The 13,401-nt window shown below is 66.2% G+C and carries 14 protein-coding genes and 1 pseudogene; 3 read left to right on the forward strand and 12 right to left on the reverse strand.

Features of this window, described 5'->3' with window-relative positions; all coding sequences use genetic code 11:
• The 6 genes from AWB95_RS05445 to AWB95_RS05470 all read right to left on the reverse strand — a co-directional run.
• Positions 1–500 (reverse strand): S8 family serine peptidase (locus AWB95_RS05445; protein ID WP_249025631.1); only part of this gene is annotated, 500 nt, incomplete at its 3' end.
• Complete coding sequence (gene eccD / locus AWB95_RS05450; protein ID WP_083134196.1) at positions 478–1,989, reverse strand: type VII secretion integral membrane protein EccD; 1,512 nt, start codon at positions 1,987–1,989, stop codon at positions 478–480. The genes eccD and AWB95_RS05445, both read right to left, overlap by 23 nt.
• Positions 1,990–2,161: 172 nt before the next feature.
• On the reverse strand, positions 2,162–3,076 hold the full coding sequence (locus tag AWB95_RS05455) for an ESX secretion-associated protein EspG (RefSeq protein ID WP_062538367.1): 915 nt from the start codon (positions 3,074–3,076) through the stop codon (positions 2,162–2,164).
• Positions 3,077–3,164: 88 nt separating this feature from the next.
• Positions 3,165–3,449, reverse strand: a complete 285-nt coding sequence (locus tag AWB95_RS05460) for a WXG100 family type VII secretion target (RefSeq protein ID WP_045384667.1) — start codon at positions 3,447–3,449, stop codon at positions 3,165–3,167.
• A 59-nt stretch (positions 3,450–3,508) separates the two neighbouring features.
• Entirely contained in the window at positions 3,509–3,805 is a 297-nt protein-coding gene (locus AWB95_RS05465) for a WXG100 family type VII secretion target (RefSeq protein ID WP_062538366.1), read from the reverse strand.
• Between the two features lie 218 nt (positions 3,806–4,023).
• A complete protein-coding gene (locus tag AWB95_RS05470) occupies positions 4,024–4,323 on the reverse strand; it encodes a PE family protein (RefSeq protein WP_062538365.1) in 300 nt (99 codons plus the stop codon).
• A gap of 409 nt (positions 4,324–4,732) precedes the next feature.
• Here AWB95_RS05470 and AWB95_RS05475 point away from each other — a divergent pair, with 409 nt between their 5' ends.
• Positions 4,733–5,311, forward strand: a complete 579-nt coding sequence (locus AWB95_RS05475) for a nuclear transport factor 2 family protein (RefSeq protein ID WP_232315460.1) — start codon at positions 4,733–4,735, stop codon at positions 5,309–5,311.
• 24 nt (positions 5,312–5,335) lie between these two features.
• Here AWB95_RS05475 and AWB95_RS05480 read toward each other — a convergent pair whose 3' ends face one another.
• Positions 5,336–6,511 carry a cytochrome P450 gene (locus tag AWB95_RS05480; RefSeq protein WP_062538368.1) on the reverse strand — a complete coding sequence of 392 codons (1,176 nt, stop codon included), beginning with the start codon at positions 6,509–6,511 and terminating at the stop codon, positions 5,336–5,338.
• A gap of 72 nt (positions 6,512–6,583) precedes the next feature.
• Between AWB95_RS05480 and AWB95_RS05485 the strand changes: the two genes are divergently transcribed.
• Complete coding sequence (locus tag AWB95_RS05485) at positions 6,584–6,778, forward strand: ferredoxin (RefSeq protein WP_062538364.1); 195 nt, start codon at positions 6,584–6,586, stop codon at positions 6,776–6,778.
• 54 nt (positions 6,779–6,832) lie between these two features.
• Here AWB95_RS05485 and AWB95_RS05490 read toward each other — a convergent pair whose 3' ends face one another.
• Complete coding sequence (locus AWB95_RS05490) at positions 6,833–7,219, reverse strand: hypothetical protein (protein ID WP_139818458.1); 387 nt, start codon at positions 7,217–7,219, stop codon at positions 6,833–6,835.
• Between the two features lie 192 nt (positions 7,220–7,411).
• Between AWB95_RS05490 and AWB95_RS05495 the strand changes: the two genes are divergently transcribed.
• Entirely contained in the window at positions 7,412–8,455 is a 1,044-nt protein-coding gene (locus AWB95_RS05495) for a class I SAM-dependent methyltransferase (protein ID WP_062538362.1), read from the forward strand.
• A gap of 2 nt (positions 8,456–8,457) precedes the next feature.
• Here the strand turns inward: AWB95_RS05495 and AWB95_RS05500 are convergent.
• The 4 genes and pseudogenes from AWB95_RS05500 to AWB95_RS05515 all read right to left on the reverse strand — a co-directional run bounded on the left by AWB95_RS05500 (position 8,458) and on the right by AWB95_RS05515 (position 13,233).
• Positions 8,458–9,694 (reverse strand): annotated as a pseudogene (locus AWB95_RS05500) (PPE family protein).
• Positions 9,695–9,708: 14 nt separating this feature from the next.
• Positions 9,709–10,008: a PE family protein gene (locus AWB95_RS05505; RefSeq protein WP_062541548.1), complete on the reverse strand. Its 300-nt coding sequence runs from the start codon at positions 10,006–10,008 to the stop codon at positions 9,709–9,711.
• A gap of 314 nt (positions 10,009–10,322) precedes the next feature.
• On the reverse strand, positions 10,323–11,540 hold the full coding sequence (locus AWB95_RS05510) for a PPE family protein (protein WP_085167795.1): 1,218 nt from the start codon (positions 11,538–11,540) through the stop codon (positions 10,323–10,325).
• A 472-nt stretch (positions 11,541–12,012) separates the two neighbouring features.
• Positions 12,013–13,233 (reverse strand): PPE family protein, encoded by a 1,221-nt coding sequence (locus tag AWB95_RS05515; protein WP_085167797.1) that lies wholly within the window; start codon positions 13,231–13,233, stop codon positions 12,013–12,015.
• Positions 13,234–13,401 lie beyond the last annotated feature (168 nt).

Genomic DNA, 13,401 nt, shown 5'->3' on the forward strand with positions numbered 1-13,401 from the left:
GGAGGGGGTTTACGGGCCGGCGGGGGCGCGGTTTCCGCGCTCGTGGCCGGCGCCGCAGCGATCATCGACGCCACGATCGTGCCATGGGCGTCGCAGTCCGAGAGCCCGTCGCCGCCGCCCATCACGTAGTCACCGCCGGCGGTCAGGTGCGGCAGCCTCGGGTGGGGGGTGACCCCGGTGTCGATGACGGCGACCTTGACTCCGTCGCCCCGGCCGAACCGCCATGCCTCCGCCAAGTTCAGCATGTCCATGTATTTTGGCTGCACCCGAAAATCGGTGCCCGGCAACACCCCAACCTCGGTGCAGTAGGCGCTTTGCCGCATCGGCTGCGCCGGTCCGGGCGGACTGTCCGGCGGCACTGCGGCCGGGTCGATCACGGGTGGGTTGATCGCGTAGGCCGACGGCGATCCAGCCAGTGCCGCCGACGCGACGACGAGTGTGGTGGCAGCCAGGCTGGCCGCGCGGGCCCCGCGCCTGCTACCGGTACCGGATCGCTGCATAGACATTCATCAGCCACAGTGCCAGCGGGAAAATCGGCATCAGGCACAGGTATTCGATCCACTCCACGATCTTGCGGAACAGCGGGCTGTAGATGGTGTTGGGCACCACCGCCGCAGCGGTCAGCCCGGCCGCCGGAAGCAGCACGAGGATCCCTACGCCCACCGACACCACGAGCGGTGACGACAGCACCAGCACGTAGCGGACCACCACGGCCGCGACGATGATGACCGCGGTCAGGGCCAGCGTGATCGCCTGCCAGCGGTCGACGTACGAGCGACCGCGCAGCAGCAGGAACCCGGCAGTGGAAGCGGCCAGCAGCACAGGCAACCACCGCTGCCCGGTGTGCGGGTCGCACAAGCCGGCCAGGCACACCACCGTCAGCACGCCGAGCCCAACCAGCAAACCGCTCAAAAACGAGCGGGCACGCTCGGCCCGCAGCAGCACATCCCGCACCGAGGCCGGGCCCTCCAGAACCGGGCGCCCGCCGCCAGAGACCGTCACGGTGGTCGGCAGGTCAGGCCGGGCTTCGAACACCCAGCGACTGGTGGCCGACGGGAACACCGGCAACCGGATGCCGGACAGCCAGCGCGACATCGACGGCGCCGTGTGGTAGCCGATCACGCAGGCCAGCAGCACGCAGGTCATCAGCGTCACCGGGCCGGTCCCCAGCAGCATCCGCGCCGCGCCCGCGAGCATCGCGGCGGCGCAGATCGTGACGATCGCGGTGTAGATTCCCAGCCGCCGGCCGGTCAGTCGCATGGCGAGCATCGACCCGACACCGGCGACGGCGAAACCCAGCGCCGCATGCGGAGCGCCCACCGGTCCCGGCGGTGTCGCGGCCGCGGCGACCGAAAGCATCGCCAGGCCGCTGATCAGCACGGCGTCGCCGACGCGCCGGCCCGCCACCGATGTCGACCGCATCAGCACCAGCGTGGCCACGGTCAGCACGAGCACTGCGACCACGGCCGCATAGCTCGCGGTCAGCCACGAGTCATCCCGCCAGCGCCACCAGCCCAGCAACCCCGCGGCCAGCGTCACGCCCACGGCGACCATCGCGGCACCGACCTGGACCGCGACAACCGGGTCGATGGCGGCGAACCGCTTGGACAGGTTGACCGACACCGCCGTCGAGATGTGCTCGATGACCTGGGAGCGGTGCTCGGTGTCCTCGATGAACCGCAGCCACAACCGGTCGCCGTCGTAGATGTCCTGCTCGGTCAGCGACTGATTGGCCCGCAGCGGGGTGCCGTCGATCAGGCACAACGCCCACCGGCCGCGTCCGGTCGCTTCCAGCGGTGCGACGTCGAGCTCCCGAAGCCGGCTGTTGACGACCTTCAGCAGCGGGTCGACCATCACCGAAACCGGGGCGTTCGCGTCCAGCAACACACCGATCTGCACGTCGGCGGCCATGACCGCGACCACTGCCGCTTGTGGGGTGGAAACCGCCTCCGCGCCGGGCTGGGGCGCCTCGGCCACCACCGCGGTCACCGCGACACCTCTTTGCCGACGAATTGTGAATCCATGTGCCTCGCCTCGCGATTTATAATTGTGACTCCAGTCCCAATTCTCGAGCCAATTCTAGAGCATTTCGGGCGATCCGCACCCCGAGCGAATGGCGCCATCAAAATCCTTGGTGTGCACGGTTTTTCCCGCGCAATTGTTAAACTCTGCGATGCGTTTTCCACTCGCCGTAGGGCAGCGTGTCCAAAACGGTCTTCACCCCGACTTGAACCAGCTGCGGGGTGGCCGGACAGATGGCCAGCCACGCCTCCCCGGACCCGGCGGTGCGGGCCTGCTGGTACATCGCGATGCGGCCGCCGGAGCCGTCTTTCAGCGACAGCACCGACGCGCTTGGCGCTCTGGCGTCGTCGCGATACTGCCGGGCATAGACCGCCGCCTCGGCAGCCGGATCCGATAGCGCCTGCCCGAGCGCGGCCACCGTGGCCGCGCTGATGCCCAGGCGGCGCAGGTCGCCACCGGAGAACACGTTGAAGCCCGAGCTTTGCCACGCTTTGGTCACCTCGAGCATCTCGTCGAGCGGCACATTGACGGCGTTGATCGCCGCCGGATCGGCGTGGTGGATCGACTCCAGCCCGTCGAAGACCAGCGCCGCGATCGAGGCGGTGTCGGTGATCGCCACGTCGTCGACCGTGATCTCGTCGCCGACCCGCACCGCCGAGACCCAGTGCTGCCCACGCCGGGCCAGCACCACCCGGAATTCGTTGTCGGGGATGTCGCGCGACCCGACCGGCTCCTCTTCTTCGCCCTCTTCCTTTTGCTTGACGCCGTAGAGCAGCTTGCCGCGCGACAGCAGCGCGATGACCTCCAGATCGGGCGCCGCCAGCACTCGCATCCGGGCGGCCACCTGCTCGTTGACCGTGTCGTCGGTGACGATGCCCTGCTCGCGCATCACCGCCATGCCCGGATGCTCGTTGAGCCAGTCGCTGGAATCGGTGGAGACGTATGGCCGGCAACGCAGCTCGGGGGCGACGTGGCGGATGTCCAGCAGCGCTTGGAGCATCCAGAAACCCTCGACGTTGACGGTGATATCCGTCCGGGTGCCCTGTTGGTCCATCGCTACTCTCGTGTCTCTGTAGTTGGAAACCGCAGGACACGGCAGCACACCGAGGGGGGTGTGCTGCCGTGCCTTGCTTTCGAGTGTGCTACGCCCAGCTGGAGCCGACGGCGGAGTCGGTGCTGGCCATGTTGGAGCCGGCGGTTTGCACCTTCTGGCCGTGAGCGTTGGCCTGCTCGTAGATCACCTGAAAGTTGCGACCCAACTGGGTGATGAACTCCTGGCAGGCCGTCGACCCAGCGCCACCCCAAAAGTCCCCGGCAGCAAGCACATCGCGGATGATGGCCTGGTGCTCGGCCTCCAGGGAAGCGGCCTGGGCGCGAATCAAAGCACCGTGGGCGTCGACGTCGCCGAACTGGTAGTTGATCGTCATGGGAAGTGTTCTCCTAACGTTGTGAAAGCTTACGCAGATGAGGCGAAAACCGCAGTGGGTCAGCTGCTCAGGATCTGCTGGCTGGCCTGCTCTTGAGCTTCGTAGTTGTTGGCGTCGCGAATCAGCCCGTCGCGCACACCGTGCAGCATGTTGACGATGTTGCGGAACGCGGTGTTCATCTGGCCCATGGTGTCGTAGGAGGTGGCCTGAGCCGTCCCGCTCCAGCCGGCACCGGCAATGTTCTGCGAGGACGCCCACATCTTGCGGGCCTCGTCCTCGACGGTCTGAGCGTGCACGTCGAAACGGCCCGCCATGTCCCGCATCGCGTGCGGATCGGTCATAAAGCGCGTGGTCACTTGAATGTCTCCTTACTGGTCTGTGCTCTGGACCCGAACTCACGAGTGATAGCCGGACGGGTTACGCGGTGGCATAACCGCCGACCCGAATACACAACGGACGATCCCCCTTCCCCCTAACCGGCTGCCACCGTGCATTGGACGACGGTGGGACGAATTCCGGACCGCACGGACGCTGCGGCAGTCGTGAGATTCATCAATCAACGCTACTTCGGTACTCAGCCGGCCGCGATGGCGTTGGCGGCCTCGGTGGCCGCATACGAGCCCGCGCTGGTGCCCAGCGTGTTCACGAACATCTCGTGAATGGCCGCGGCCTGCGCACTGACCGCCTGGTACATCTGCGCGTGTGCGGCGAACTGTGCCGCGGTCAGCGCCGACACCTCGTCGGCCGCTGCCGGAACTACCCCCGTCGTTGGGGCCGCCGCAGCCGCGTTCTGGGAGCTCAGTGCCGAGCCGATCCCCTGCAGGCTTCCGGCCGCCGCCGACAACGCCTCGGGCTGTGTGGTCACGAACGACATCTAGCCTCCTCCTCCAAAAGTCTGAGCAATCGTTCCGTCCATGACAATAGATGGCCGTATTGATCGTCGCCGCCGCCAACGCCCCGTGTTCGCAAGTGTTCACCCAGCGACAACAACTGTTCATCTGCAGTAACAACTCAGTAACAAGTTGGGGACGCAAGTCGGCGCTCGCGACGCCGAAGTGGCCAACAACCTGGACGAATTCTGCGCTTGCGGATTGAGAATGGCTACCGGCCAAGCGCCGGCGCGGTCATGACTCGCAGTGCCTGACAGCCAAAAGTGCTCGCGCGAGCGATAAAAATCTTGCCGCGGATAAGCCCCTCGGATTCACCGGCAACGCACAGCTACCACTCAGCGTTTCGTGATTGGCCTGTAAGTGAACGAGCGGTAAACTGCCCGTTAACGATCGATGCGCACCGACGGTCGGGAGGTGACCATGACGAACTTGCCCGCGGTAGCCCTGGACAGCACTGTCGATCCTGCGGACCGGGCGAGTGCCGTCGACTTCATCAACCGCGTCAACCTGCTGTTCGATGCCTGGGACATCGATGCAATGGTCGAGGCGTTCTTACCGGATAGCGTGACCTACCACACCCACGGCATCAATCGTGGCCGGGCGGAAACGCGGCGCTTCTTCCAAGAGATGTATCCGTACAGCGTTCCCGGGGTCAGCCGCATCGCGACCAACCAGATCGTCGATCGCGACGGCGACGACGGAGTGATCGTGCGCTACCACAACCTGCTCATCCGCTATGCGCCGGAGCAGACGGGGCCGAAGGTGGTCCGGGGCGACGTGCCCGACGGCCCGGATGATCTGCCGGCCATCTGGGTCTACTCCGCCATGACGGACCGCTTGCGACGCACCGAGGGTGGCTGGCGGATTTTCGAACGCCACATCGGGACGACGACCATGAACGACCGTCTGCGCCCCGCCCCGTCGCGCCCGGGCTTTATGGACCCTTACCTGCCACGGGCAGCGTCGTGGTGAGTTGGTCGCACGCAGTTAGTCAATTCAGCCGACGCGCAGTGGCAATGTTTTGAGCGCGAAGGTCTTAGCCGGAAAAGCGATCTCGGGCACGTAATCCGGCGCAACCGTGAAATCCGGGATTCTTTTCAGCCACTCGCTGACGATCACGGTCAATTCCATGCGCGCCAAATGCGATCCCAAACAGCGGTGCGGCCCGCCGCCGAATCCCCAATGCCGGTGGACTTTGCCGTCCATGACCAGCTCGTCGGTCGACACTGCGTCGCTGCCGTCACGGTTGACCGCGGCCATGCACAACCGCACGTGTGAGCCTGCGGGTAGAGTCATGCCGCCGACGACGACAGTCTGCGTGGTGACTCGCGGCGCCACCGGTGCCGAGGGTTCCAGCCGGACGATCTCTTCGATGAAAACCCTGATCTGCTTCGGATTGTCCTGGAGCATGCTCCGCAGCGCCGGTCTGCGCGCCAGTTCCAGCAGGGAAAACCCTATCGCCGACGTCACTGTGTCCAGCCCGGCAAGGATCAACAGGTGGCTCATGCCTAGCAGCTCGAGATCACTGAACGCACCCTCGCCGGTCATGACTTTGGACAACATGTCGGTGCCCGGGTTCTGCCGGCGTTGTGCGATCGCATCGACAAGGTAGTCAAAAAGCTCGCGCGCCGAGGTGACTTCCGCCTCCGTCGGATAGGGCGAGTCGTTGATGATGGCGTCCTTCCAGGCGATCAGCTGGTCACGGTCTTCCAACGGCAGACCGTACAGATCGAGGAACACCTGAAACGGATACACATTTGCCAGATCCGCCATCACCTCGCATTCGCCCCGTTCGGCGATGGACTCGATCATTGCGACCGCATGTTCGCGTAGCACCGGCAGCGACTTACTCAACCCGTACGGGCTGAAATACGGCTGCAGGATCTTTCGGTACCGGGTGTGCTCCGGCGGGTCGAACGCCAGCGGCACCACCGGCAGCGGACTGCCCGGCGGTTGGAGCGCCAATCGCGACGAGAAGACCGTGGGATTGCGCAGCGCCGCGAGCACGTCCTCCCGGCGGGTCAAGTAGTAGAAGCCGTTCATGAACACCACCGGGCCGGCATCACGAAGCACCTTCCACCCGACGCCGCGGTCAGCCGCCATCGGCAGCGAGTAGTAGTCAAGCCGCGGTAGATGAAAGGTGCCAGCCCAGCCTCCGTCTACGGTGCTCATGCCACGCATCGTATGCGCGCTCCAGCAGTCTCCTAGAATCGACGTCGTGCGTGTGCCTGGGAGGAAATCCCCATGAGAGTTCGTCTGGAACAGTCGAAATGCGTGGGCCATGCCCAGTGCTATGCCGTCGACCCCGATCTCTTCCCCATCGACGAGTCCGGTTATTCCATCCTCGAAGAACACGAGGTGCGGCCCGAGGATGCGCAGGTGACTCGCGACGGGGTGGCGGCCTGCCCGGAGATGGCGCTCATCTTGGACGAGGATTGACATCGCTTCGTCAGCGGCCGGATTGCCGGCTGCACACCCGGCTACTCGCCGAACTTATTCCGGCTGCAGCTCAGCGTCCCGCTGGGAGTGCGGAAACCGGCCCCGTAGTGCGTTCAGCAGGCGGTGAATCTCGTCGATGCGCGAATGGATTCGCAATAGGTGCCCGGCTGGCCCGGTGCTGCCGCTCGCGGGTTGCTGATCCAGCGATTGTGCCATCCGGTAAGCGAGTTCGCGTAGTTCGGCGATCTCGGCTTGGAGTATCTCCTCGAAGAGTCGCGCCTGAGCTGCCTCAGCAGGCTTCACGGGGCGCATCAGCATGGTGCCCGTCGCGAGCGTTCGATGACCGTTGCCATTTTTCGGCGGGAGGCAGGCGCCGTGGTTTTGGTCGGGCGCAGTCCGCGGTCTTGCCAGAAACCCAGGTAACTTCACGGGCTGCGTCATATGACACTCCTAACCCGGGCCCCGACTGTTTACCAAGCCGCAACCTACCCTCCACCGCACGAAATCTCGCGATCTTCGAAACAATTTCCAACTGTTCATGTTTGGGTTACTGCCCCGACACTCTCGCGGCGATGCGTTCGCTGCCGTCCACCCCACCGTGCGGCCGCCGGGCGGGTCGTGTAGAAGAGTCTGATGGACGATCCGGCCCTTAGATCGGTCGATCCATCGATGTTGCGCGAGGCCATGGCCCGGCGGTTGTACCGTCGGTCGGTGGCCTCGGGCCAGATCACACTGCCGGCCGTTCCCGCCATGCTCGACGAGTACGTCACGATGTGTCACAACGTCTTCGCCGGCATGGGCGTGGAGTTCACCGCCGACCAATTCGCTCAGCTGAAGGCGGTCCTGGCGGCTCAGCTGACCCAGGCCTACACGGCCTCGTCGCGTTCCAACATCGTCATCTCGTACCACGCGCCGTTCGGCACCACCCTGCACTACCGCGTGCAGGCGGAATCGTCGACGATCGAGACCGAGTACGACCACTGGGTCACCACACGCGAGGGACCGCTGTTCGGCACCGAACCGGATGCCCGCGTGTGGGCTCTGGCCGGCGAAACAGCCGATCCCACAACGCATCCGGTGCTCGACATCGGCGCGGGAACCGGGCGCAACGCCCTGGCTTTGGCGCGAGGCGGCCACCCGGTCGACGCGGTCGAGATCAGCCCGAAGTTCGCCCACATCATCCGCTATGAAGCCGAACGGGAGTCACTCGCCGTACGCATCATCGAACGCGACGTCTTGGCGAGCGTGGATGGTCTGCGCCGGGACTATCAGCTGATCGTGCTCTCGGAGGTAGTGCCCGACTTCCGGACCACGCAGCAGCTACACGCCATGTTCGAGCTGGCCGCCCAGTGCCTGGCCCCCGGCGGACGCTTGGTGTTCAACGCCTTCTTGCCCCGCCACGACTACACCCCTGATGATGCCGCCCGAGAACTCGGACAACAGTGCAACACAATGATTTTCACCCGCGACGAGATGACGGCCGCGGCGGCCCCGTTGCCTCTTGAACTCGATTCCGACGACTCCGCCGGCGAGTACGAGAAAGCCCATCTGCCGCAAGGGGCTTGGCCGCCCACCGGCTGGTACGACAATTGGGCCAATGGCCTCGACCTGTTCGACGTCGCGCCGCAGGAATCACCTGTCGAATTGCGCTGGCTCGTGTACCGGCGTCGCCAGTGATGTCAGCCGGCGAACGGCGGGCGTGACATCACGGTGGGACGGAACCCGTATCGGGGGCCGGCACCCCCGGCGTGTCCGGCACCGGCACCGGCCAGTGGCATGCCGCCCAACAGGTTTCCGCCAGCCCCACTCTCCGGTGCGGCGGCGACGCTGCTGATGGGCATCGGAGCGTGCGGAGCCGTCAACGGGGCTCCGCCAATCCACGTGGGCGGTACCGACAATCGACCGACTGCGCCCGCGTTGCCTAAACCGGCTGACACCGCTGCCGGCGCGCCACCTCCGGCGCCGCCGCCCAACAGGCCTCCGAGCCCACCCAACCCTCCGGCTGCCCCCTTGGCGGCACCTCCGGCTGCTGCGGGTGGCAGAACCCCCGATCAGTCCCACGGTCTTGGCTATCTGCACAAAGTTGTTGCCCATACCGATGCTGAAGTACGGCAGACCCTCGGTGTTATATAGGAAGCCCCCGTAGGGCGCCCACGCGTTTACCAGCCCCGACAGCGATGTGGGATACGTCGACTGTCCTGACAGGAGCTGCCAAATTCCGAGGAACGGGTCTGTCGTGGTCGACGATGCGGTGGACGTCGGCGTCGCGAGACTTTGCAGCGCGGACGGCACCGATGATTGCAGCTGAGCCAGCGTCGACTGCGCGCTGGTGCCCGACGCAGTGCCGGCGGCGTTGGTCACCGCGGCGGCTTGAATGGCCTGCCCGGCCGGGTTGGTTGTCTGCGCGGGCGCGACGAACGGCGTCACCTTCGCGGCGGTCGCCGCCTGGCCCGCGTAGCCGTACATCGCGGCCGCGTCCTGGGCCCACATCTCGCCGTATTGCGCCTCAAGCTGCGCGATCGCCGGAGTGTTTTGGCCGAGAACGTTCGTGGCCACCAGCTGCGCCGTCTGAGCGCGGTTGGCCGCGATCAGCGGTGGGGGCACCGTCGCCGCGAACGCCTGGTCATAGGCTGCGGCGGCCGCCCGAGCCTGGGTGGCCGCCTGCTCGGCCTGCGCAGCCGTGGTCTGCATCCACCCCACATAGGGTGCCGCGGCGTTGGCCATCGACGTCGACGCCGGACCCATCCACTCCTCAGTGGCGAGCCGCGTGACCACGGTGTCGTAGCCGGCGGCGGCCGAATTCAACTCGGCCGCAAGGCTATTCCAGGCCGACGCGGCAGCCTGGAACGACGACGATCCCGGACCGGCGTACATGCGAGCGGAGTTGATCTCCGGTGGTAACGCCCCGAAATCCAGCACTACAACCCTCCTCAGCCAGCCGCGACCGCGTTGGCGGCCTCGGTGGCCGCATACGATCCGGCGCTGGTGCCCAGAGTGTTGACGAACATCTCGTGGATGGCCGCGGCTTGCGCACTGACTGCCTGGTACATCTGAGCGTGCGCGGCGAACTGCGCTGCGGTCAGCGCCGACACCTCATCGGCGGCGGCGGGGACCACCCCGGTGGTCGGGGCAGCCGCGGCGGCATTCTGCGCGGCCATCCCCGAACCGATACCCGTCAGGTTGGCGGCCGCCGCCGACAACGCCTCGGGCTGCGTGGTCACGAAGGACATGCGGTTCCCTCCTCAATAACCGTAAGTCTCAACGACCTCCAGAAAAGTCGCTCAGTCGTTAGGCTAGCTGGCCTGCGCCTTGCTGCGCGTTCTCCACGCCAACTGTTCATTCCCGGATCACTAGTGTTCACCCATGGGTATCGGCTGTTCATCCGCAGTTAGGTTTTCCGTCCACTTCGATAGCCCCTACCTGCACAAATCCGCCTAGCGTGCGCTGGTCATCGACAGGTTGCAGGCACGGGGCCCGGGTGCCGGCGCGCCGCCCCCGCGGTAAAAATCTCGTCGCGGATAAAGGCCGGTGGCGGGTTGGTCAGTTATCCGGCGGATGGGGGGCGGGTCATCACGCTGTAGCGGAAGCCGTAGCGGTGGGTGAAGCCGCTGGCGGTGCGCCGGCCCGCGCCCGAGAGCGGCATTCCGCGCAGCAGCCCCGCCGGCCCGTTTTTCTCAGCTGCGGCGCCGAGGCTACTGGCCGAGGACAACGCGGCCGACTCGTTGGCCTGGACAGCGCCGCCAGCCCAACTCGGTGGCACCGACAACCGGCCGATCGTATCGGCCTGGCCCACATTCGCCAGCACCGGCGAGCCACCACTGCCACCGAGACCTCCCAGGCCGGCAAACTGCGGCGTCGGATACCACGCACCACCCGAACCCGCCGTCGCTCCCCCAGGACCAAACGTCAACTGCTGGCCGATCGAGGCAAAAAACGAGGACATGCCGAGCGGGAAGTACCCCGCTATCCCCGTGGTTCGCTTGAGGATCGTGTCGAGGTTCGCCGACGTCAGCCCGGGGCCGGTGCCGAACGGTGGTGGCAGGAACGACGACAGCGACGAGCCGGACGTCGACGGCCCGGTCGCTGTCGACGTCGACGAAAGTTGTTGCAGCGCTTGGGGAACCGCCGTCGACGAGACCAGCTGCGGGGCGGTCGAGGCGGTGGTCTGCGCGGAGGTGCCGGCCGGCGTGGCGGCGGCTTTGGCCACCGCGGCGGCCTGCCCGGCCACCCCGATGGGGTTGGTGGTCTGCGGCGGCGGGGTAAACGGCGTCACCGTCGAGGCGGCCGCCGACGCCCCCGCATACCCATACATCGCCGCGGCATCTTGGGCCCACATCTCCATGTAGTGCGCCTCGGTGGCCATGATCGCCGGGGTGTTCTGGCCGAAAAAATTCGTCGCGATCAACGCCATCAACAACGCCCGGTTGGCCGCAATCACCGGCGGCGGCACCGTCATCGCAAACGCCGCCTCATAGGCCGCCACCGCCGCGCGGGCCTGATTAGCCGTCTGCTCGGCTTGCGCAGCCGTCGCACTCAACCAGGACACATACGGTGCAGCCGCCGCAACCATCGACATCGACGCCGGACCCACCCACGGCCCACCGGTCAACTCCGAAATCACCGAGTCATAGCCGGTCGCAGCCAAACTCAACTCCGCCGCCAACCCATCCCAGGCCCCCGCAGCAGCCAACAACGGCCCCGGCCCCGGACCCGAATACATCCGACCCGAATTGACCTCCGGCGGCAACAACCCGAAATCCACCCCTATCGCCGACGATCAGCTAGGTCGCTTTTCCGACCGGCGGCATCGGTGGCCGGGTATGAATTGGCGCTGTTGTTCAAACCGAGACCGGTAGCTTGTGATGCGCCAAAATGCCGCGCCGTCAGGAGCATTTCCAACTGTGTAGCCACGAATAGGGGTGCGCTTTCTTCTCAACAACGGCCAGCGTCAACGACATTGGGCAACTACTTAGTGCTTGTTGCTGAGATTAGGTTGCTATCGCTGGGCAGTGCCCCGTGAAGGTCGCGTCCGTTGCACCCCTCGTACCGTCGTCTGCGGGTCGCCAGCCGTCACGGCAACCGCGGTGGTCGGCGCACGTAACTTCCACTAGCTGCGTAAACAAAGCGGTAGGTCTCGGCGATCAGCACGTCGCGACTTGAGGTCCGTGTGTAGGCGGCGTGGCGAGACGGATAAAAATCTCGTCGCGGATAAAGGCCGGTGGCGGGTTGGTCAGTTATCCGGCGGATGGGGGGCGGGTCATCACGCTGTAGCGGAAGCCGTAGCGGTGGGTGAAGCCGCTGGCGGTGCGCCGGCCCGCGCCCGAGAGCGGCATTCCGCGCAGCAGCCCCGCCGGCCCGTTTTTCTCAGCTGCGGCGCCGAGGCTACTGGCCGAGGACAACGCGGCCGACTCGTTGGCCTGGACAGCGCCGCCAGCCCAACTCGGTGGCACCGACAACCGGCCGATCGTATCGGCCTGGCCCACATTCGCCAGCACCGGCGAGCCACCACTGCCACCGAGACCTCCCAGGCCGGCAAACTGCGGCGTCGGATACCACGCACCACCCGAACCCGCCGTCGCTCCCCCAGGACCAAACGTCAACTGCTGGCCGATCGAGGCAAAAAACGAGGACATGCCGAGCGGGAAGTACCCCGCTATCCCCGTGGTTCGCTTGAGGATCGTGTCGAGGTTCGCCGACGTCAGCCCGGGGCCGGTGCCGAACGGTGGTGGCAGGAACGACGACAGCGACGAGCCGGACGTCGACGGCCCGGTCGCTGTCGACGTCGACGAAAGTTGTTGCAGCGCTTGGGGAACCGCCGTCGACGAGACCAGCTGCGGGGCGGTCGAGGCGGTGGTCTGCGCGGAGGTGCCGGCCGGCGTGGCGGCGGCTTTGGCCACCGCGGCGGCCTGCCCGGCCACCCCGGTGGGGTTGGTGGTCTGCGGCGGCGGGGTAAACGGCGTCACCGTCGAGGCGGCCGCCGACGCCCCCGCATACCCATACATCGCCGCGGCATCTTGGGCCCACATCTCCATGTAGTGCGCCTCGGTGGCCATGATCGCCGGGGTGTTCTGGCCGAAAAAATTCGTCGCGATCAACGCCATCAACAACGCCCGGTTGGCCGCAATCACCGGCGGCGGCACCGTCATCGCAAACGCCGCCTCATAGGCCGCCACCGCCGCGCGGGCCTGATTAGCCGTCTGCTCGGCTTGCGCAGCCGTCGCACTCAACCAGGACACATACGGTGCAGCCGCCGCAACCATCGACATCGACGCCGGACCCACCCACGGCCCACCGGTCAACTCCGAAATCACCGAGTCATAGCCGGTCGCAGCCAAACTCAACTCCGCCGCCAACCCATCCCAGGCCCCCGCAGCAGCCAACAACGGCCCCGGCCCCGGACCCGAATACATCCGACCCGAATTGACCTCCGGCGGCAACGCGCCGAAATCCAGCACTAAGCCCTCCTCAGTGCGCCGTCGACGCGTTGAGCGGCTTCAACGGCGGCCAGCGGTGTGGTCAAGAATCGGTCGGGAGGCTCATTGGCGAGCGGCTGACTCGCGCCGGCCCACGAAGCGTGGTGTCTGCTCACAGCCGAAATGCGCTTTCTTCCCTCGGTAACCCTC

The organism is Mycobacterium celatum (assembly GCF_002101595.1).
GTDB classification, from domain to species: Bacteria; Actinomycetota; Actinomycetes; order Mycobacteriales; family Mycobacteriaceae; genus Mycobacterium; species Mycobacterium celatum.

Coding starts and splice junctions, on each gene's coding strand:
- AWB95_RS05460 (WP_045384667.1), bottom strand. CDS start 3,449: ATGACGATCAACTACCAGTTCGGCGACGTCGACGCCCACGGTGCTTTG.
- AWB95_RS05480 (WP_062538368.1), bottom strand. CDS start 6,511: ATGAGCACCGTAGACGGAGGCTGGGCTGGCACCTTTCATCTACCGCGG.
- AWB95_RS05490 (WP_139818458.1), bottom strand. CDS start 7,219: ATGACGCAGCCCGTGAAGTTACCTGGGTTTCTGGCAAGACCGCGGACT.
- AWB95_RS05485 (WP_062538364.1), top strand. CDS start 6,584: ATGAGAGTTCGTCTGGAACAGTCGAAATGCGTGGGCCATGCCCAGTGC.
- AWB95_RS05495 (WP_062538362.1), top strand. CDS start 7,412: ATGGACGATCCGGCCCTTAGATCGGTCGATCCATCGATGTTGCGCGAG.
- AWB95_RS05455 (WP_062538367.1), bottom strand. CDS start 3,076: ATGGACCAACAGGGCACCCGGACGGATATCACCGTCAACGTCGAGGGT.
- AWB95_RS05470 (WP_062538365.1), bottom strand. CDS start 4,323: ATGTCGTTCGTGACCACACAGCCCGAGGCGTTGTCGGCGGCGGCCGGA.
- AWB95_RS05475 (WP_232315460.1), top strand. CDS start 4,733: ATGCGCACCGACGGTCGGGAGGTGACCATGACGAACTTGCCCGCGGTA.
- AWB95_RS05505 (WP_062541548.1), bottom strand. CDS start 10,008: ATGTCCTTCGTGACCACGCAGCCCGAGGCGTTGTCGGCGGCGGCCGCC.